At 70.9% G+C, this 18,884-nt stretch carries 16 protein-coding genes and 1 pseudogene; 12 read left to right on the forward strand and 5 right to left on the reverse strand.

Features of this window, described 5'->3' with window-relative positions; genetic code table 11:
* Window positions 1–113 precede the first annotated feature (113 nt).
* From aroF to ACIREO_RS37230, 4 genes are read left to right on the forward strand one after another with little or no spacing between them, the layout of a single operon-like run.
* A complete protein-coding gene (gene aroF / locus ACIREO_RS37215; protein WP_404118818.1) occupies window positions 114–1,169 on the forward strand; it encodes a 3-deoxy-7-phosphoheptulonate synthase in 1,056 nt (351 codons plus the stop codon).
* A 21-nt stretch (window positions 1,170–1,190) separates the two neighbouring features.
* Complete coding sequence (locus tag ACIREO_RS37220) at window positions 1,191–2,294, forward strand: phenazine biosynthesis protein (RefSeq protein WP_404118821.1); 1,104 nt, start codon at window positions 1,191–1,193, stop codon at window positions 2,292–2,294.
* A 1-nt stretch (window position 2,295) separates the two neighbouring features.
* The gene (locus tag ACIREO_RS37225; protein WP_404118823.1) at window positions 2,296–3,795 is read left to right on the forward strand and encodes an isochorismate synthase MenF; all 1,500 of its coding nucleotides are present in this window, start codon (window positions 2,296–2,298) and stop codon (window positions 3,793–3,795) included.
* A gap of 55 nt (window positions 3,796–3,850) precedes the next feature.
* A complete protein-coding gene (locus tag ACIREO_RS37230) occupies window positions 3,851–4,909 on the forward strand; it encodes a zinc-binding dehydrogenase (RefSeq protein WP_404118825.1) in 1,059 nt (352 codons plus the stop codon).
* 291 nt (window positions 4,910–5,200) lie between these two features.
* On the opposite strand, the pseudogene ACIREO_RS37235 reads toward ACIREO_RS37230, so the two are convergent.
* Window positions 5,201–5,415, reverse strand: a pseudogene (locus ACIREO_RS37235) (transposase); the annotation flags it as partial.
* Window positions 5,416–5,527: 112 nt separating this feature from the next.
* Between ACIREO_RS37235 and ACIREO_RS37240 the strand changes: the two are divergent.
* The 4 genes from ACIREO_RS37240 (at window position 5,528) to ACIREO_RS37255 (ending at window position 8,990) form a co-directional block, all read left to right on the forward strand.
* On the forward strand, window positions 5,528–6,181 hold the full coding sequence (locus ACIREO_RS37240) for a TetR/AcrR family transcriptional regulator (RefSeq protein WP_404118827.1): 654 nt from the start codon (window positions 5,528–5,530) through the stop codon (window positions 6,179–6,181).
* A gap of 40 nt (window positions 6,182–6,221) precedes the next feature.
* Window positions 6,222–6,422 carry a ferredoxin gene (locus ACIREO_RS37245; RefSeq protein WP_404118829.1) on the forward strand — a complete coding sequence of 67 codons (201 nt, stop codon included), beginning with the start codon at window positions 6,222–6,224 and terminating at the stop codon, window positions 6,420–6,422.
* Window positions 6,419–7,615, forward strand: coding sequence for an NAD(P)/FAD-dependent oxidoreductase (locus ACIREO_RS37250; RefSeq protein WP_404118831.1), 1,197 nt, complete (start codon window positions 6,419–6,421; stop codon window positions 7,613–7,615). The genes ACIREO_RS37245 and ACIREO_RS37250 overlap by 4 nt, the downstream gene beginning before the upstream one ends.
* A 136-nt stretch (window positions 7,616–7,751) precedes the next feature.
* A complete protein-coding gene (locus ACIREO_RS37255) occupies window positions 7,752–8,990 on the forward strand; it encodes a cytochrome P450 (protein ID WP_404118833.1) in 1,239 nt (412 codons plus the stop codon).
* A gap of 45 nt (window positions 8,991–9,035) precedes the next feature.
* Here the strand turns inward: ACIREO_RS37255 and ACIREO_RS37260 are convergent, their stop codons facing one another.
* The 3 genes from ACIREO_RS37260 to ACIREO_RS37270 all read right to left on the reverse strand — a co-directional run bounded on the left by ACIREO_RS37260 (window position 9,036) and on the right by ACIREO_RS37270 (window position 12,330).
* Window positions 9,036–9,620 (reverse strand): TerD family protein, encoded by a 585-nt coding sequence (locus ACIREO_RS37260; RefSeq protein ID WP_404118835.1) that lies wholly within the window; start codon window positions 9,618–9,620, stop codon window positions 9,036–9,038.
* A gap of 528 nt (window positions 9,621–10,148) precedes the next feature.
* Window positions 10,149–10,625 carry a hypothetical protein gene (locus ACIREO_RS37265; RefSeq protein WP_404118838.1) on the reverse strand — a complete coding sequence of 159 codons (477 nt, stop codon included), beginning with the start codon at window positions 10,623–10,625 and terminating at the stop codon, window positions 10,149–10,151.
* A gap of 265 nt (window positions 10,626–10,890) precedes the next feature.
* Complete coding sequence (locus ACIREO_RS37270; RefSeq protein WP_404118840.1) at window positions 10,891–12,330, reverse strand: hypothetical protein; 1,440 nt, start codon at window positions 12,328–12,330, stop codon at window positions 10,891–10,893.
* Window positions 12,331–12,595: 265 nt separating this feature from the next.
* Here ACIREO_RS37270 and ACIREO_RS37275 point away from each other — a divergent pair, with 265 nt between their 5' ends.
* The 3 genes from ACIREO_RS37275 to ACIREO_RS37285 are packed head-to-tail and all read left to right on the forward strand — an operon-like array spanning window position 12,596 to window position 16,968.
* Window positions 12,596–14,812 (forward strand): PQQ-binding-like beta-propeller repeat protein, encoded by a 2,217-nt coding sequence (locus tag ACIREO_RS37275; RefSeq protein WP_404118842.1) that lies wholly within the window; start codon window positions 12,596–12,598, stop codon window positions 14,810–14,812.
* Window positions 14,799–16,145, forward strand: coding sequence for a serine/threonine-protein kinase (locus ACIREO_RS37280; protein WP_404118845.1), 1,347 nt, complete (start codon window positions 14,799–14,801; stop codon window positions 16,143–16,145). Before ACIREO_RS37275 ends, ACIREO_RS37280 begins: the two co-directional genes overlap by 14 nt.
* A 31-nt stretch (window positions 16,146–16,176) precedes the next feature.
* Window positions 16,177–16,968 carry a hypothetical protein gene (locus ACIREO_RS37285; protein ID WP_404118848.1) on the forward strand — a complete coding sequence of 264 codons (792 nt, stop codon included), beginning with the start codon at window positions 16,177–16,179 and terminating at the stop codon, window positions 16,966–16,968.
* Window positions 16,969–17,214: 246 nt separating this feature from the next.
* Here the strand turns inward: ACIREO_RS37285 and ACIREO_RS37290 are convergent, their stop codons facing one another.
* The gene (locus ACIREO_RS37290) at window positions 17,215–17,403 is read right to left on the reverse strand and encodes a hypothetical protein (RefSeq protein WP_404118850.1); all 189 of its coding nucleotides are present in this window, start codon (window positions 17,401–17,403) and stop codon (window positions 17,215–17,217) included.
* A gap of 337 nt (window positions 17,404–17,740) precedes the next feature.
* On the opposite strand from ACIREO_RS37290, the gene ACIREO_RS37295 reads away from it, so the two are divergent.
* Window positions 17,741–18,871, forward strand: coding sequence for an NUDIX domain-containing protein (locus ACIREO_RS37295; RefSeq protein WP_404118852.1), 1,131 nt, complete (start codon window positions 17,741–17,743; stop codon window positions 18,869–18,871).
* Window positions 18,872–18,884 lie beyond the last annotated feature (13 nt).

Raw genomic sequence — 18,884 nt, forward strand, 5'->3', positions numbered from 1 at the left:
TTGGAGCATCATTAATCTGAGTTGACAACCCTCATTGACAATCCAGGATTACGTGGAGAGGATCGGCCCGATCGACAGAGCCCCCGCGCACCACTGCCCCAGGGAAGGCACTCATGATCGTCGTAATGAGCCCCCAGGCGACCCACGAGCAGACAGAGCTCGCGGGCGCCTTACTCAGGGAGAACGGACTGACGTCCGTCCCAGCGAAGGCCGCCGGCGCCACTCTCCTGGTGTCCGAAGGAACCGGGTCACCCGAACTGTCCGCATCCGTCGAACGCTCGGCGGGCGTGGAGCGCGTGGTGGTCGTGCCCGGAGCACAGCGGCTCACCAGCCGCACCTACCACCCGGAGGACACACGGGTCACGATCGGCGGGCCGGACGGGCCCACGCTCGGCGGGACCGGATTCCTGGTCATGGCCGGGCCCTGTGCCGTGGAGTCATCACAACAGATGTCAACTGTGGTGGATGTAGTCGCCGCAGCCGGCGCGGGGGTACTCCGCGGAGGCGCCTTCAAGCCCCGGACCTCCCCCTACAGCTTCCAGGGGCTGGGAGTCTCGGGCCTGGCCCTGCTGGCGGAGCAGCGCGTGCGGACCGGACTGCCGGTGGTCACCGAGGTCGTCTCTCCGGCCGATGTGGAACGTGTCGCCGAGGAGAGCGACATGCTCCAGATCGGCACGCGCAACATGCAGAACTTCGCCCTGCTGCGCGAGGCGGGCGCGGCCGGGCGGCCGGTACTCCTCAAGCGCGGCATGGCCGCCACGATCGAGGAGTGGCTGCTCGCCGCCGAGTACCTGATGCAGATGGGCAACGCCGACGTGGTGCTGTGCGAGCGCGGCATCCGCTCCTTCGAACGCAGCACCCGCTTCACGCTGGACCTCAGCGCGGTGGCCGAGGCCAAACGGCTCACGCATCTGCCGGTGATCGTCGACCCGAGCCACAGCACCGGGCAGCCGCATCTCGTCGGACCGATGTCCCTCGCTGCCGCGGCCTGCGGTGCCGACGGACTGCTGATCGACGTCCACACCAACGCGCGCGGGGCCCTGTGCGACGGAGCGCAGGCCTTGGACGCGGCCCAGTTCACCGACCTCATGGAACGCCTCCGGCCGGTGGTGGAGGCGGTCGGACGCACGCTCGCACGGCCCCGTTCCCGCTCCCTCGCCCAGGTCTGACATCGCCGGAGGCGCATCACCATGTCCAGCACAGCGAACGATCCGTTCCACAGCGGCGTACCGGCGGAGGATTTCGTCCGGTCCGCCATGGAGTGGCACTTCTCCCCCACCACCGGCTCACCGTTCTGGGTCGAACGGGCCGCCCGGCTCCCCTTCGACCCACGCAAGGACGTCCGTACCTGGGAGGACCTGGACCTCTTCCCCGATGTCAGCGAGGAGTGGCGGGACGTCTCCGTCGACGAGCTCGTGCCGGCCGGCGTCGACCGCTCCGTGGAGGACTTCCAGGTCTTCGACTCCGGGGGCACCACGGGACGTCCCAAGCGCATCGTCGAATCCCGCTCCCGGCGCCAGGGCGTCGAATGGGTGAGCGAGGTCCTCCAGGACCACGGCATCCCGGGCGAGGGCGGCGGCCACTGGCTGCACATCGGCCCGACCGGACCGCACATCGTCGGCCGATCGGTCGGACTCCTCGCCCGCAGGCGCCAGACCTTCTGCCACTACATCGACTTCGACCCCCGCTGGGTCAAGCAGGCGGCCAAGCACGGCCGGTCCGAGGACGTCGTCCGCTATGTGGGGCACGTGCTGGAGCAGGCACGGGACATCCTGAGCACCCAGCCGGTGTCCGTGCTCTTCGCCACCCCTCCGGTTCTCGAGGCCATCGCCGCCCGCGACGACCTCCTGGACCTGGTGCAGCAGCGCGTCCGTGGCATCATCTGGGCCGGCACCAGTATCGGCCCCGAGACCCTGCGCACCCTGGAGAACGAGCTGTTCCCCGACGCGGCCGTCGTCGGCCTGTACGGGAACACGATGATGGGCATCGCCCCGCAGCGCCCCCGGACACCCGCCGCTGCCGACGCCGACGAACAGTGCGTCTTCATCCCGTACGAGCCGTACAGCCGGGTGCGTCTGGTGGACCCGGAACACCCCACCACCCAGGTCGCCTACGGCGAACGCGGACAGGCGCGGATCAGCCTCCTCTCCCGCGATCTGTTCCTGCCCTGGACCCTGGAGCGCGACTACGCCTTGCGGATCCGGCCGAACGCGGCCTACCCGCAGGACGGTGTGGCCGACGTACGGCCGCTTCCCTCGGCCGGCGCGACGTCCGTCGTCGAAGGGGTGTACTGACATGGCCAGCAGCGCTTCCGTCCTGTACCTGGCGGCTCTGCCCGAAGCCGACCGGTCGGCACTCGACCTCGCCTCCAGGGAGGACCTGCTCGACATCTGCCGGCGCGCCGTCGACGCCGCGCGCCTTCGGGGGCGTCCCGTGCTGACCAGCTGGGCGATGCCGGTACCGCACACCGACGCCCTCGAGGTCTGGCGCCGCTCCCGGCGCGTGGCGGATCGCGCGATGCTCTGGCGTTCCGCTTGGGACAGCACCTTCCTCGTCGCCGCAGGGACGGCGCACGACCTCTCCGAGGACGGCGAGGACCGCATCGGCGCCGTGCGCGCCGCCTGGGCCGACCTGGCCGAGGGCGCTGTGACAGGTGGCGGCCCCACCGGTGAACTCCCCACCGGACAGGGCCCGTTGCTGGTGGGAGGCGTGGCATTCTCCCCTGCGACCGGCACGGCGCGCCCTCCGTTCCCCGACGCCCTGATGTGGGTACCGGCCGTCCAGATACGCGGAACCGCCGCCGCCGCCACCGGTTGGGGCACGCCCCTGGGTGAGCTGCGGCTCAACGCCGTCGTGGACCGGGACAGCGATCCGGTGCGGGTCTCGCGGAATCTGCTGGACCTGGCCGAGCGGTGCCTGTCGCCGCTGCCCGGCGCACCGGACGGCGGCCCGACGGACCCGCCCCTCGTGCACGAGCCGGTCGAGCTGCCGTCAGCCGCCGACTGGAAGAGCCTGGTGGGCCGCGCGGTGCGCCGGATGCGCGAAGGCGCCTTCGAGAAGGTGGTGCTCGCCCGCGAGGTGCGGTACGTCGCCGACAGCGACTTCGACGTTCCCGCGGCGATGGACCGGCTCAGCAGGGCCTATCCGGAGGCGACCCTGTTCGCGGTGCGCGAAGGCGGCTTCGAGTTCGTGGGAGCCACGCCCGAGTACCTGGTACGCCTGACCGACGGCACCGTCCACACACTCGGGCTGGCCGGGACCACACCGCGCGGCGCCACCCCCGAGGAGGACGCCGTCTACGAGAAGGACCTCACAGGCAGCGCGAAGATCCTTCACGAGCACGACATCGTGGTGCGGATGCTCCGGGAGGCGCTGACGGGATCGTGCGCGGACCTCACCGTGGCGCCCTCACCCACGGTGCTCAAGCTGGCCAACGTCCAGCACCTGTCCACCCCGGTCGAGGGGAAGCTGGCGGAAGACGCCCCCGGAATACTGGAGTTCGCCGAACGGCTCCACCCCACACCGGCACTCGGCGGGCACCCGCGGGCGGCCTCCCTGGACTGGCTCGCCAAGAACGAGGGCCTCGCCCGTGGCTGGTACGCGGGAGGCGTCGGCTGGAGCGACATCTCGGGCCAGGGCGAATTCGCGGTGGCCATCCGCTCCGCCCTGGTCCACGGCAACGTCGCCTCGCTGTACGCGGGTTGCGGGCTCGTGGCCGACTCCGACCCGGAGGAGGAGTACCAGGAGACCTGCGCGAAACTCCGGCCGATGCTCCACGCACTCGGAATCGAATGACCTCGGGCACCCGCCTGCCACCGCCACAGCGCACGAGACCAGGAGAACGCTGTCCATGCTTGCTGCCGTCTACCACGGGCAAAAAGACATCCGGGTCCAGCAGTGGCCGGACCCTGCGCCGCCGGAGGCTCACGAGATCCAGCTGGAGATCGTACGGGCCAGCATCTGCGGCACGGACGTGGACGAGTACGTCTCGGGTCCCCACCTGGTACCGATGACGGCGCCCCACCCCGCCAGCGGCCACGTCGGCCCGCTGGCGCTCGGGCACGAGATGGTCGGGCGGGTGGCGTCGGTGGGGGCCGAGGTCTCCGGCTTCCGGATCGGGGACGTCGTGGTGCCGGGTTCCGGGGTCTCCTGCGGGACGTGCCGGCTGTGCCTCGCCGGGCGGACCAACCTGTGCGACAGCTACTACACCGTGGGGCTGCACGTGGACGGCGGGCTCGCCGAGCGCGTGAACGTCCCGGCGCGGATCAGCCGGCACGTCGGGGACCTCCCGGCGGACATCGCCATCATGGCCCAGCCGCTGGCCGTGGCCCTGCACGCCGTCCGGGGTACGGGGGCCGGTCCCGGCACGAGCCTGGCGGTGATCGGACTGGGCGGGATCGGCTCGCTGGTCGTCGCCGCCTGCACCGCCCGGGGCGTGGACACGATAGGGGTCGACGTCTCGGCCGCACGCCTCGAGGTCGCCGGACGCATGGGGGCCACGACACTGATCGACGCGTCCCAGGAGGACGCCGCCGCGGCGATCCGCCGCGCCACAGGAGGCGAGGGGGCGGGCGTCGTGGTCGAGACGTCCGGGACACCGCGGGGGCTCGAAGCGGCCGTGCGGGCGGTGAGCCGGGGCGGGCACATCCGGCTGGTCGGGCTGCACCGCGATCCCTCGCCGCTGGATCTGACGCGGCTGGTGCTCGACGAGATCCGGATCTCGACGTCCAAGGTCCACATCTGCGACCAGGACCTCCCCGACGCACTCTCACTGCTCGGAGACCACCCGCGCATCGCGTCCGAGGCCGTGGACGCGGTCATCGGCCTGGAGGACATCGTGCCGTCGGGATTCCACCGCATGGCCGCGGGGGAGGCCGCGGGCAAGATCGTGGTGCGGTCCGGCGCGTAGCAGCCGGGGCCCGGCGGCACCGTCGTGGGCCGGGCCGCGTCTCAGGAACGGGGCTTCCTGGTGGGCAGGACACCGCCCCGTTGGTCGCGTCCGCCACCTGCCGCCCGGGCGGCGGCCAGGGACCGCTTGCCCGCCGTTCGAACCGTCAGGACCGCGAACCGTGAGGTCATCGTGCCTTTGCTGCCCTGCCGCCAGGCCACCTCGGTGAAGTGGCCTGGCGGCAGCGGCCTCGTGGACGGCAAGTGCTCGCGGTGCCGTCCGGTATCGGGCAGGCGTCAGCGGGCCCAGCCCGACCCCGGCCGAGGCCCGGCCGCACTTGGGCAACGACACGTCGTCGATCACCCACACCTGTGGCGTGATCGCCTCGGACGGTCTCCGGGCGATCCGTCGCCGCACCGGCGACGGATCCCGCGGCGACTGGTTCACGAACTGCCGCAGGGCCTGCATGGGGCCTGCATGTTCCCGTCCGGCAGCCGCTCGGCCATCGGCTGGACCGACGCACGCCGATCGGCGCGTGTTTCCGGCCAGCCACGGCATCCGATTAAGTCAGTCGATTGATTTAAACGGAGAGCTGATGTCTAGTGCTCGGGAAGACGGACCCGAGGAAGCAGCGATGACATGGTGAACAGAACCGAGCCTCGCACCGGCCGCGGTGTCGGCACACGCGAGGCCATCATGACGGCGGCCGAGCGCCTCTACGCCGAGCACGGCCTGTCGAACGTCTCCAACCGGCAGATCGGCGAGGCGGCCGGCCAGGGCAACACCACGGCCGTCAGCTACCACTTCGGCAGCAAGACGACGCTCGTACGGGCGATCATGACCCGCCACGGCACAGACGTCGACGCGATCCGCGCGCACTACGTGGAGGCCGCCGGCGACAGCACCGACCTGCGGGACTGGGTGCGCTGCCTGCTGCGCCCGGTGACCGATCACCATGCCGCCCTCGGCGTCCCCTCCTGGCACGCCCGGTTCGCCGTACAGGTGATGACCGACCCGCTGATGCGGACGCTGGTGGAGGACGAGTCCCTCACCCGTGACAGCCTGCGCCGCACCCTCGGAGGGCTGGGCAGGTGCCTGTACGACGTCGTGCCCCCCGAGGTCCGCCCGGCTCGCGCCGGGATGGCCCGCCACCTGATCACCCACACCTGCGCGGAGCAGGAGCGCGCCCTGGCCGCCGGCCGGGCCGAGCCCGGCTCCTCGTGGAAGCACACGGGCGACGCGCTCGAGGACGCGCTGGTGGGGCTGCTCGCCGCACCCACCACCCGCCGCTGAAAGACCGCCCGGAACCGACCGATCCCCAGAGGGAGACACCATGAAGATCACCGTGGACGACGAGAAGTGCTGCGGTGCGGGCCAGTGTGTGCTGATCGCACCGGAGGTGTTCGACCAGCGTGACGAGGACGGCATCGTCGTCCTCCTCGACGCCATGCCCGCCGCCGACCGGCACGAGGCGGTCCGCGAGTCCGCCGACGTCTGCCCTGCCGCCGCCATCCGCCTGCACGAGAACGCGTGAACACGCCCTCGGACGTGCTCGTCGTCGGGGCCGGCGCCGCGGGTCTCGCCGTGGTGGAGAGCCTGCGCCGCAAGGGCTACCGCGAGCGGATCACATTGCTCGGTGAGGAGACCGGCGCACCGTACGACCGCCCGCCCCTGTCCAAGCAGGTACTCGCCGGGACATGGGAGGCCGAGCGCACACAACTGCGCACCCGTGAGGTCCTGGACGCCCTGGACGCCGAGTTCGTCCTCGGCGAGCGCGCGTCGTCCCTCGACGCCGCCACCCGCACCGTGCGCACCGCGGACGGAGCGGAGCTGGGAGCGGAAGCCGTCGTGCTGGCCACCGGGCTGCACGCGCGCAGACTGCCGGAGCTGTCAGGCGTGGCGGGCGTGCATGTGCTGCGAACCCTGGGCGACGCCGTGCGACTGCGCGGGGAACTGCTCGAGGCCCGACGGGTCGTGGTCGTCGGCGACGGGGTGCTCGGCTCCGAGATCGCGGCGACGGCCCGTCTCATGGGCGCCGACGTAACACTCACCGGTCCGCAGGCGGCGCCGATGCGGGCGCAGTTGGGCCACGACATCGCCGCACTGCTCGCCGCGCTGCACACCGCGCACGGGGTTCGGCTGCGCCCGGACACCCTGGTGGCGACGCTGGAAACGGCCGGCGGACGCGTCACCGGTGTCCGCACGGCCGAGGGGGAGACCATCCCCGCCGATCTCGTCGTCGCGGCGGTCGGCAGCACCCCTGCCACCGACTGGCTGGCCGGCAGCGGGCTGGCCCTGGAGGACGGCGTGGTGTGCGACTCCCGGTGCCGCGCCGCCGACGGCGTCTACGCCACGGGAGACGTGGCCCGCTTCCACCACGAGGCACTCGGCCGGTCGCTGCGACTGGAGAACCGCACGAACGCCACCGAGCAGGCGATGGCGGTCGCGGCGAACATCCTGGGCGCGGACCGCCCCTACAGCCCCGTCCCCTACTTCTGGACCGACCAGCTCGGCGTGAAGATCCAGGTGTACGGGCTGCCCACGCCCACCGCCACCACGCACGTCGTCGAAGGCGACACGGAGCAGGGCCGGTTCGTCGCCCGGTACCTCGACGGCGAGGGCCGCCCGGTCGCCGTCCTCGGCTGGAACATGCCCAAACAGGCCCGCCTGCACCGCCCGTACCTCCTCGACCGTTACACCCCCCGCCCCGTTGCCGCTCCACGGTGACCGGCGGTCACCGCCCGGCATCCCGCACTCCTCGCCCACCCTGATCCCGCCCGCTTCCGTCGCCCACTGCCGACCGATCCGCGCACGCCTCCCGTCCCCACCACGGCGTAGGCGGCCCACCCCACCGGAGACGACCATGACCAGCACGCCCTCCACCTCCGAGGCAAGCTCCCTCGACATCCCCGGCTTCCCCCCGCCGCGCTCCTCGGAGTGCCCCTTCGCCCCCTCGCCCGGCATGCGGGCGCTGTCCGGGTACGGCCCGCTCACCCAGGTCCGCTCCTGGGGCGACAGCACCCCCTGGGCCGTGACCGGGCACGCCGAGCAGAAGGCGCTGCTGTCCGACGCGCGCCTGAGCGTGGAGTTCTCCCGGCCCGGCTTTCCCAGCCCCGTGGACCCGGCCCACGCCCATGCCGGCAGCGCGGACCTGAGCTTCGTCGGCATGGACGACCCCGAGCACGCCCGGCTGCGCCGCATGGTCAGCGGCGCCTTCACCATCAAGCGGGTCGAGGCGATGCGCCCCCGCGTGCAGAAGATGGCCGACGACTTCATCGACGCCATGCTCGACGGCCCCGAGCCGGCAGACCTCGTCCGGGACCTCGCCCTGCCCCTCCCCTCCCTGGTCATCTCCGAAATGCTCGGAGTGCCCTACGAGGACCACGAGTTCTTCCAGACGAACAGCAAGTCCATCGTCTCCGCCACCGCCTCACCCCAGGAACGCGGGACGGCCCACACCAACCTCGCCACCTATCTCGACGAGCTCGTCGGCCGCAAGCGCACGGAGCCCGGCGACGATCTCCTCTCCGGCCTCTGTACACAGATCGAAAACGGCGAACTCACCCGCCGCCAGGCCGCCGCGATGGGCGTGCTCCTCCTCCTCGGCGGGCACGAGACCACCGCGAACATGATCAGCCTGGGCACACTTCTGCTCCTGCAGCACCCCGAGCAACTCGCCGTGATCCGCGATACGGACGATCCCGCCGTCGTCCGCGACGCGGTCGAAGAGCTCCTGCGCTACCTCTCCATCGTCCATCTCGGCCGCCGCCGGACCGCCCTGGAGGACATCGAGATCGCCGGTCGCACCATCCGCGCGGGAGAGGGCGTCATCCTCCTCGGCGAACTCGCCAACCGTGACCCGGCGGTCTTCCCCGACCCCGACCGCCTCGACATCACCCGCGACGCCCGTCACCACCAGGCATTCGGGGCCGGCAGCCATCACTGCGTGGGCCAGCCCCTGGCCCGCATGGAGCTCCAGGTCATCTATCCCACTCTCTTCCGGCGCATCCCCACGCTGCGAACGGTCGACGGTCTCGACACCGTTCCGTTCAAGTACGACGCCGTCATCTACGGTCTGCACGCCCTGCCCGTCACCTGGTAGCCGCCGCGCGGGGGTGTTCCGGTCCAGCGGTGTACGGCGAGAGAGCTACTTGCTGATGGCGAAGCGCATCAGGGCGTGCTCGTCACCCTGCTTGACCTTCCCGGTCGTGTTGATCACTTCGAGTTTCCAGGAGTTGCCGGCCCGCACGGCCTTCGCGACGGCGCAGCCGTTGTCCTGGGTCAGCAGGCTGGGCCAGATGTCCGCCACCTGCTGGACGGTGCCGCCGGTCGCGTCGTACACCTTGAAGCTGATGTTGCGGGCCTTCTGGAAGGAGCTGCCCTTCTTGAAAGCGGCGGCGATGAACACGATCGACGTGATGTTGGCGGGGACCCGTCCGAACTCGACCGTGACGGTCTCGTCGTCGCCTTCGCCGCGCCCGGTCTGGTTGTCGCCGCTGTGTACCAGGGAGCCGTTGCCCATCGGGTCCAGCGAGTCCAGACCAGCCAGACGCACGGGGTCACCGCCCTGTACGGCGATGGCGATCAGGTCCAGGTCGGTGCCGGTCTTACGGCGGAGCACGCCCATGACGCCTCCGCTGCTACCGGCGGTGGGGTCCCAGGACACGCCGATGGACAGGTGCGTGACTCCGTCCAGGTCGGCCGGCCCGTCTTCTTTGGTGAGCGTAATCATGCGTGGATCATCCTCTGGTGAAGGAACTACAGTACGGAGAGTCTGCCTGGCGCCCGGGCAGCTCGGTTCGCCGGGTCCCGCATCTTCACACCGCCGGATCCCCGCCGTCGAGGCGGCTCCGCGCCGTACGGAGATGACGCGGTCCAGGCCTCGCGGGTGGCTCAGCCTCGAGGAGCTTCTGTGCGACCGTGGGCGATCGTCGAGGACCAGGTGAAGGCAGCTGCCTCTGCGGGCCGCGTCGAAGTTGCGTTTCCCCTGTGCAAAGTGGCTTCCTGCGCCGGTCATTGCGGGGGCTGGGGCGGTGACGGGCGGCAGGCCGATGACTCGAGCCCCTGACCGTGCCCCCTCACGTACCTGCCCCAGGCGCTCATCCCCTTCACAGGTGCCCGGTGAAACGGTTCCGTCGGCGCGAGCGTCTGTGGGACATCCCGTGGGCGATTCCGTCGGCTGCCCGCCGACTGTCAGCACGACACCGGCGAACCGGCAGACATGCGCGGCCCGAAGTCTTCCTGCCTGTTTCGCACCGCCTCAGGAGACCTTGGCGATCGCACGCTTGTCGTTCAGCGGATGGATCTCCAGCGAGACCCCGTTGATCTCTACGCCACCGTTCACGGTCGTGGTCAAGGGGTTGTCGAACGGGCCGACGGCTACCGTCACCCCTCCCTCACCAAAACCCGTGATCATGAACTCCTTCGCGCCGGAGCTGCTTTTGACGCTGATCACGTCGCCAATCCTGACCTCGACCTCGCAGGTGCCGTCACCGCAGGCAGCAAGGTCGGTGCCGTCCGCCGCCTTCGGGAGGGACGAGCTTTTGGCGGGTGGTGGTGGCGAGGTGGGGGCCTTGGACGGCGGGGCAACGGATCGGGTCTGCGCGGGTGACTTCTCTGGAGCGGCGCTGTCCGAATCATCGTCGCCGTCACCTCCGCATCCCGTGAGCAGCAGGGCGACGGCGGAGGCCAGTACGACAAGGGTGGTGTGACGCAAGGATGTGGTCATCGAGCGCATGGGCTCCACCTCGGTTCGGCGGGCGCGAGCGCGGCCCACGGCGACAGGAAACATTGTGGCGTTCCATCCGTACATACGGTGCAACAACGAGGCTGCAGCAGGAAATCTTGACAATCAGCTCGAGCGAGTCTGCGTTCGTGATCACTGTGGAGCGGGCCGCCTCTCTCAGCGAGTTCCCCTGCTCGCGGGCCTGGATGGCCCCGGCGCTCCGGGCCCGGAGCGACCGGTGCTCGCCGCACGCCCACCACGACCCCCGCGCCGCGGCTCACCGGATGACCAGCGGCCGGAACGCCGTCCGCACGTCGGACTTGGACGCGTCGACGTACCTGGCCGACGGCGGCCCGGAGTCGGAGTCACCGCGGGTGAAGTACGTGATGACCGCTGGGCAGCTGGTACCACCGATCTGGATCTTGCGGTTGACGACGAGCTTGCCGGTGCGCAACTCGTAGACCTTCACAGGGATCGCGATCTTCGAGAAGGTCACGTACGTGGTGGATCCCGAGGTCTTGCCCTTGTACGGACACGTCCGGACGGACGTGCCGAAGGTCTGCTCGCCCATGCAGACCACCAGGACCGCGACGGTGGGGTCGTCGGTCTTCCAGGAGCCTGGAAGTTTGTCCGAGTGGTCGCTGTACTCGTCGCCGCCGTAGAACAGCGCACGGTTGGTTCCCTTGCCGAATGGCTTGGCGCCGCTGTACTTCGCCGGGCTCGAACAGTACTCGGGCTGCGAGCCGGGCCCTTGCGTGACCAGGAGGCTGCGGACGTCGGCCAGCTCGATGCTCTGAGTGGCCTGCCTGGATCCCTTCCGCGCCCTGTCCGCGAGGCCGTCGCCAGGGTACTGGTCGAGCAGCTGCTCGTAGCGCGTCTGGGCCTTCTCCCAGCTGCTGTCCGCCAGGTGGTCATCACCGCATCCGACGAGCGCGGCGGGCGCGGTCCGCTTGACCGCGACCACGGCCCGGTCCAGCACGTCATGGCTGCGCTTCCGGTCGCGGAGCCAGTCGGTGACGGCGACGGTGTCGCAGGCGTCCTCGGCGGGCAGACTGCCGAGGAACCCGTTCAGTGTCGCTTCGACCGTCTGCTCGTTGCCGTGTTCCGTGAGGACCGAGGCGAGCGTGTCGAAGCCCTCCTCCATCGCATCGGTGTCCCCGGTCAGCGCAGTGGCCAGCTCGGCCCCGGCCGCCTGCAGCCGGTTGCACGTCCGTACGGTCTCGTCACCGCGGGCGGTCAGCGGGGCATCGGCGATCCGGTGCCCCAACCAGAACCTGCCCTGGGCGCTGAACACCTGTGCGCAGTCGCCACGTTCACGAGCCTCGGTGACGCTGCGCCCGATCCTGGAGGCGTCGAATCGCAGGAGCCCCACGGCCAGCAGCACCGGCAGCGTGACAGCGAGCGCGACCAGGCGTCGGCTGCGCACCGCGACCCGTTCGGCGCCTCTGCGCGCCAGGAACCACCCGTGGGCGATGACGGCCGCCCACCACAGGAGCACGGCGACCTCGTACGACCGCCGGCTGGTCGAGGCCAGCATGGAGACGAGCACGAAGGTGACGAGTGCGGCGACGGCGGCGAGCCTACGCCGCCGCATCATCAGGTAGCCGACGCCGAGCATGGAAGCGTTACCGAGTGCGACGGCCAGCGGGTCGTGTGCCCTGACCTCGGGAGACACGGGCTCAGGCCCGGTGGGCACGGCGTACGTCGGGTCACTCATCCTGATCTCCCCTGGTCGCGAAAACGGTTCTCGGTACCCGCATCATCGGGCTCTGCCGCCGGGACCCCTCCCGGCGGCGGCTTCGGGCCCACAACACTGAAGCACCGTCCCGGTTTTGACGTCCGCCTGGCTGACACAGACCGCCCGAACGAGGCCGGACGCCTCTGCGTCAACGTCGCCCCCCGGCAGCCCGGCACCAGCCTGTGAGCTGCCACCGGTCCGCTACTCTGCTCCTCGCATCGGGGTGAGGGCGGAGAGGGAGGCCGTGCAGCCACTGCAGCCAGATGATCCGGGCCAAGTGGGCGGCTACCGGCTGCTGGCCCGGCTCGGCACAGGCGGGATGGGCACTGTCTACCTCGGGCGCTCGCCGGGAGGCCGGCAGGTCGCGGTCAAATTGGTGCAGGAGCGGTTCAGCCGCGATGCCCACTACCGTGCCCGCTTCCGTCGGGAGGTGACCGCCGCCCAGACGGTGACCGGTGCGTTCACCGCCGCACTGCTGGACGCCGCTCCGGACGCCGAGGTGCCTTGGCTCGTCATGGAGTACCTACCCGGGCAGTCGCTGCGGCAGGCCGTCGGGTCCTACGGCGGACTCCCGCCGACCGCCCTGCGTCTCCTGGCCGCCGCCCTGGCCGAGGCGCTCGCCGACATCCACCGGGCGGGTCTCGCTCACCGGGACCTGAAGCCGGGCAACATCATGCTGACCGCCCGCGGCCCCCGGGTGATCGACTTCGGGATCGCACGGCCGGAGGACGCCACGGCGATCACCCTCCCCGGGGCGCTCCTCGGCACGCCGGGCTTCATGTCGCCGGAACAGGCGTCCGGCGGCTTCGCCGGACCGGCCGGCGACGTCTTCGCGCTCGGTGCGGTGCTGGTGTTCACAGCGACGGGACAGGAGCCATTCACCGCCGAAGACAGGGCGGCGACGCTGGAACGCGTGCGGGTGGCGCGTACGGATCTCGGCGGAATCACGGACCGCGGGCTGCGCGCCCTGGTCACGGCCTGCTTGCGCCGCGAGCCGGAGCGCCGCCCCTCCGCCGCCGCCGTGCTGCACCGGCTCGGCGAGCCCGCAGCCTCGGTGCACGGCACCGGCTGGCTGCCGGCGCCACTGGCGGAGGCGATCGACCGCTGCGTGACGCGGCCCGATCTCCCGCCCGACCCAGCTGCCGCGATGGCCGACCTGGCGGTGCGGGCGGCACCGCCCAGCGAGACGACCGCCGAGCCGACCGCGGTGACGGCCGGGGCTTGCGCGGGCTCCGGGAACGTGGGCTCCCGGAGCCCGAGCCGCCGCAGTCTGCTCCTGGCCGCGGCCGGCATGCCCGTGGCCGCCAGTGCCGCGGTGGCGCTGGCGGAGACGGTCCTGTCGGCGAGCGACGACGGGCAGGCGCCATCACGTTCGTCGTCGTCGCGCTCGCCGTCGCAGTCCCGCGCAACCACGGCCCGGCCCGCGTCAGCCACCCGTCAATGGAAGACGAGGGTCGTCGACGACGACCGGCACCACCCCGACCTCTACAACGCGGGCGACGTGGTCGTCGCCGCGAGCAGCGGGCAGAACGACGTCCGCGCCTTCGATCCGCGGACCGGGCGGATCCTTTGGTCACGGGCCGCCGACACGTCCGGCGACGACTTCGTCACGGCCGGGACCAATGCGGTGTATCTGTTCGACGCCCGGGACGGGGACAGCACACAGGACTTCGTTCTTCGCGCCGTCCACCCGGCCTCCGGTGCCACCTCCTGGACATCGCGTGTGCCGTTCTTCCCGTGGGGGACGACGACCACCGGGTCGTTGCTGTACGTCGCCCACGGCAACGAGATCAGGGCACTGGAGGCCGGAGACGGGCGGCGGCGCTGGACCGCGCAGGCGACCGCCAACGCGTCCTTCACCGCCGGTGCCGGGCTGGTGGTGGCGGGTGGCGACGACCTGACCGGGATGAACGCGGGTAGCGGCCGGATCCGGTGGAGGCGCGAGTTGGCGCAGTCCGCTGTGTCCGCCGTCATCAGCGACGGCATGGTCTTCGCAGGCGACAACGCCGGGACCGTGTACGCGGTCCGCGCGGACGACGGGACGGTTGCGTGGCAGAAGGCGTTCGACTACCGCAGTTCCGTACGGCACGCGGGGAACGGCCTCCTCTACGTGGGTGAGGTGGACGGCCGGGTACGCGCGTTCCGGGCCAGTACGGGCAAGCCGGTATGGTCAAGTCGGCTGGGCGGGGAGAGCACGTCGTACGGCACGTCGGGCACGCTCGGCATATCCGATGGCACGCTCTGGGTGCAGGGCCCCGACCAGGCGGTGTACGCCCTGGACACGGCCGACGGGCGCGTCCGGTGGACATATGGTGCCCAGGCGACCATCGGCTCGGCATCCGCCTCCGGGTCCGGTGCGCTGGCCGCCGGCGGGCTCGTACTCCTGGGCACCTTGGACGGACACGTCGAGGCCGTCAGCCCGCCCGGTCGGCTCACCGGAGGTACACGTGGAGCAGCTTGAGCAGAGCGATCCGGGCAGCCTCGGGCGCTACCGGATCCTGGCGCGTATCGCGGTCGGCGGCATGGCGGTGGTCTACCTCGGACGGTCCCGGGGCGGCCGGGCGGTGGCGGTCAAGGTGCCGCATGCCGAATACGTCCGTGCGCCCGGATTTCGGACCCTCTTCCGACGCGAAGTGGCGGCCGCCACGGCGGTCGGCGGCACCTACAGTCCGCCGGTCCTGGATGCGGATCCCGACGCCGAGACGCCCTGGATGTCGACCGAGTTCCTGGCGTCGGTGACGCTGCGCGACGCGGTGGAGAGGTACGGTCCGCTGCCCACCGCCTCCGTGCGGCAGCTGGCCGCCGGACTCGCGGAGGCACTCGCCGCGATCCATCGTGCGGGGATCGTTCACTTGGACGTCAAACCGGCGAACGTGCTGCTGACCGCCGACGGGCCGCGGCTGATCGACTTCGGCATCGCCGCACGTACGCGCTCCAACGGCCCGGCCGGCTCCCGGGGCTTCATGTCCCCGGAGCAGATGGACGGTGACGCCGGCCCGCCGAGCGACGTCTACTCGCTGGGCGCCACGCTGGACTACGCGTGCGGTCCGCAGCACACCGACGAGAAGCTGCGCGCACTGATAGCGGACTGCCGGCGGGCCAGCGACGCCGCCCGGCCGACCGCCGCCGAACTGGCCAGGCGTTCGGCCTCGTTGACGCCGTACGCGGAGCATTCGGACGCCGCCCGGCTGCCGCAGCCCGTGATGGCGGCGATCGACAGGCAGGCGAGCGCCGCCGCCAACCCGCCGATGCGCCCGTCCGCGCCGCCGGGGCGGCGCACGCTGCTCATCGGCGGGGCCATCGTCCTGTCCGTGGCCGGGGGCGCGGGCGCCGTGCTCACCGGAACCGGGGAGGAGTCTCCGTCCGAGCCGGAGGCGGAGGACTCCCGCAAGTCCCGGAACGCCGGACCCGCGGCCACGGCCCCCACGTCTCCGTCCCCCGTACCCTCGCCTCCGGCGAAACCCGTCACACTCGAATTCGTGATCACTGGCGGCGGGCCGCTCAGCTCGCTCACCTACTGGGTGAACGGCCGGCCCACCACGCTGAAGAACGTTCCCTTGTCCTGGCGCCGGACCGTCGAGGTGCCGCGCCCGAGGGGAAGTGTCGACTGGCGACTTCGTCTCACCTTTCCCTCGGGCAAGGTGAGAATCCGCGTCTTGCGGGACGGAGCGGAGACCACGGACGGCAGCTACCCCACACCAGCCACTCTCGACTTCCCCAACCTCTATCCCTACGACGTGGACATGGGCGGATCCATCGCGATCCCGGGCCCCCTCCCGGACGCCGGCGTCTAGGATCGGCCTCACCGACTACGAAGAGGGCATCATGGCGAGTTCGGCGAGCAGGGTCAGCCTTCTGCCGAAGCACATTGGCAGCCTCAGCCACACCATTCCTCCGGCCCTCCCGGGCACGCTCTTCGCGCTCGGTTCGAACGGGGGCATGAGCGTGGCGCCGGACGCGGACTTCACGCTGCTGTTCGGACGCAACAAGCCCGATGTCCACATCTGCGTCGGCGCGGGCGACACGCGCGTCAGCCGACGGCAGGGACTGATCACCCGGGAATCCTCCTGCTGGATGCTGCACAACACCGGCAGACTACCCATCCGTTTTCCCGGACCGCGGCTGGTACTCGGCGGAGACCAGGCGCAACTGCCGGCCGGGTACACGCCCTTGTTCGTCGTCTCCGCTCGACAGGAGCACCTCCTGGAGGTCCGGATCACCTCGTCGGCACCGTCGCCCGGCCCGGCAATCGCGCAGGGGCCACACGAGGAGGAGACACACGGCGAGGTACGGCAGCTGAGCCCGGAAGAGAAGCTGGTGCTCGTCTGCCTCGCTCAGCGCTACCTGCGGCTCGATCCCCAGCCGCAGCCCCTGACATGGGCCCAGGTCAGCTTCGAACTGGGCGAGTTGAGGCCGATGGAGCGGTGGAGCCCGAAGCGGGCCGCCCACATCGTCGCAGGCGCGCGCAAACGACTCAGCAAGGAGGATGGCGTTCCCGGACTCCTGGAGGAAGAGGTCCCTCAGCCGGTCGGAAACGCGCTCAACCACAACCTCATCACCGATCTGCTGGTCACCACGACGATCGTCAAGTCAGACCTGCGCCTGTTGGGCGAATGACACGTCGCCCTGCTCCGTCGGGGTGAGGGATGTATACGCTGGTTCGGCAACCTCTCCCGGGCCCGCGCCGCCGCCCGTACCTGTCCTGCTTGCCGCGGTGCTCCGCGAAATCGTAGGCCGTGATCAGTCGCCGAGCTCAGGGCACACCAGGGCGTCGCCTCCAGCAGCGCTCGTCGTGCACCCAGCGCACGTGACCGAGTCCTGCGTCCGCCTCACGCTTCGTCGTCAGTCCACTTACTGACGGCCTCAAACCATGTTCATGAAGGCCACGAACAGCGCGAGGGCAATGGCCACACCTTGGACAGCCTTTCCCCAACCAGGCATCGGCTCACCGGCCTTGGATGCCGAACGCCCGGCGAAGAAGGCAACCAGCAACGCGACGATGACTACAGGACCGAGCAGTACGGACAGCCAATCAACTTGCACCGGCGTCATAGCGGGCCTCCTTGTTGGACCTCGGTGACTGGCGGCTCATCATATGTGGGTGCCGCCGGGACCCCTCCCGGACTGCCATGGCTCGCGCGAGTGCCTGTTGTTGCGGCAGGCAACGGGGTACGGGTGGTGGGCACGAAGGGGGGCTCAACTGCCCTGCCGAGGCCCTGCCGGCCGAAGGGGTATGGCGACGCCCGCAAGCATCATCGCCACCGAGCACTTCACCCGGCTCACGCCAGGGCCCGTCGCAGACCACCCGCACCAGCTCACCACCTGACAGCGCCGGCCGCCGCGTCCCTCCTCCCTGGCCCGGCCGGCTCCCTCCCCCGATCGGAGAACCATGACAACGGAATCCATCCCCGACGAGCCGCCCAACACAACGATGAGCGACGAGGCTTACGGTGCCCTGCGCGCCTCGGCCGCCCTGTGGGTCGGCACGTCCGTACTGATCACCAACACGCTCGGGCAGGTCCTGATCCAGCACGTCGACTACCGCGACACCTGCCTCCTGCCGGGAGGCGCCGTCGACGAGGGCGAGTCCCCCGCCCACGCCGCCACGCGCGAGCTCATGGAGGAACTCGGGGTCACCGCCCACGTCGACCGGGGCCTGGCCGTCGACTGGGTTTCCACCGGCGCCGTCAACACGCCCGCGGTCATGAGGTTTCCCGGCGAGATCCTGCATGTCTTCGACGGCGGCACCTGGGACGACGACCGGATCGCCGAGATCCGCCTGCCTCCGAGCGAGATCACCGCCGTCGAGTTCGTCGAACCCGCCCGGCTGCCCGAGCTGCTCGCCCCGGCCGACGCCCGCCGCGCCCTGTCCGCGCTCCGCGCCCGGATCAACGCCGCCGGCGCAGTGCTCCTGGAGAACGGCCTTCCGATCGCCCCCACCGTCCTCGACCGCCTCGCCGTCCTGCAGACCACCCGCCCCAAGTACCACTACCCCTGGCACGAGGGACCGGCCCCGCAAGAGCTCACCGTGGCCCAGGTGTGGGCATGGCTGTTCGCCCCGGACGGGCGCGTCCTCATCCTCCTCGACCCCGACACAGGAAGCGCCCTCCTGCCCGGTGGCAAGCCCGAGGAGCAGGATCAGGGCGACCCCGTGTCCACCCTGCGCCGCGAAGCCGAGGAGGAGGCAGCAGCCCGATTCGGAAGCCCCTTGCTCCTCGGACACGTCACCGACCCTCCAGGACGGCGCGCATACCTTCGCCACGCCGCGACACTCACCGGCGTCGGCCCCGCACGGCCCGACCCGGCCACAGGCCACACCTACACCCGCATCCTGGCGACCCCCGAGCAAGCCTCGGAGCTCTTCGACTGGGGGCCACCGGCTGCCGCCCATCTCGCCGCCGTCCACCGGGCACGCCGGCAGCTGGGCATCCCCAGAGCCGCCCTCCAGCCCGTCACCGAACTCACCGACGGCATCAGGCTCCACCCCGGCTGTACCGGCTCTTCGCAGACGGCGGGGTAGATCCATGGGAGGG

Source organism: Streptomyces sp. NPDC102441, assembly GCF_044765585.1.
Classification (GTDB): domain Bacteria; phylum Actinomycetota; class Actinomycetes; order Streptomycetales; family Streptomycetaceae; genus Streptomyces.

Bases quoted from the DNA above. Each gene is read 5' to 3' on its own strand.
- ACIREO_RS37240 (WP_404118827.1), top strand. From the start codon at position 5,528: ATGGTGAACAGAACCGAGCCTCGCACCGGCCGCGGTGTCGGCACACGC.
- ACIREO_RS37265 (WP_404118838.1), bottom strand. From the start codon at position 10,625: ATGCGCTCGATGACCACATCCTTGCGTCACACCACCCTTGTCGTACTG.
- ACIREO_RS37260 (WP_404118835.1), bottom strand. From the start codon at position 9,620: ATGATTACGCTCACCAAAGAAGACGGGCCGGCCGACCTGGACGGAGTC.
- ACIREO_RS37225 (WP_404118823.1), top strand. From the start codon at position 2,296: ATGGCCAGCAGCGCTTCCGTCCTGTACCTGGCGGCTCTGCCCGAAGCC.
- ACIREO_RS37270 (WP_404118840.1), bottom strand. From the start codon at position 12,330: ATGAGTGACCCGACGTACGCCGTGCCCACCGGGCCTGAGCCCGTGTCT.
- ACIREO_RS37290 (WP_404118850.1), bottom strand. From the start codon at position 17,403: ATGACGCCGGTGCAAGTTGATTGGCTGTCCGTACTGCTCGGTCCTGTA.
- ACIREO_RS37285 (WP_404118848.1), top strand. From the start codon at position 16,177: ATGGCGAGTTCGGCGAGCAGGGTCAGCCTTCTGCCGAAGCACATTGGC.
- ACIREO_RS37295 (WP_404118852.1), top strand. From the start codon at position 17,741: ATGACAACGGAATCCATCCCCGACGAGCCGCCCAACACAACGATGAGC.
- ACIREO_RS37220 (WP_404118821.1), top strand. From the start codon at position 1,191: ATGTCCAGCACAGCGAACGATCCGTTCCACAGCGGCGTACCGGCGGAG.
- ACIREO_RS37245 (WP_404118829.1), top strand. From the start codon at position 6,222: ATGAAGATCACCGTGGACGACGAGAAGTGCTGCGGTGCGGGCCAGTGT.
- aroF (WP_404118818.1), top strand. From the start codon at position 114: ATGATCGTCGTAATGAGCCCCCAGGCGACCCACGAGCAGACAGAGCTC.
- ACIREO_RS37230 (WP_404118825.1), top strand. From the start codon at position 3,851: ATGCTTGCTGCCGTCTACCACGGGCAAAAAGACATCCGGGTCCAGCAG.
- ACIREO_RS37255 (WP_404118833.1), top strand. From the start codon at position 7,752: ATGACCAGCACGCCCTCCACCTCCGAGGCAAGCTCCCTCGACATCCCC.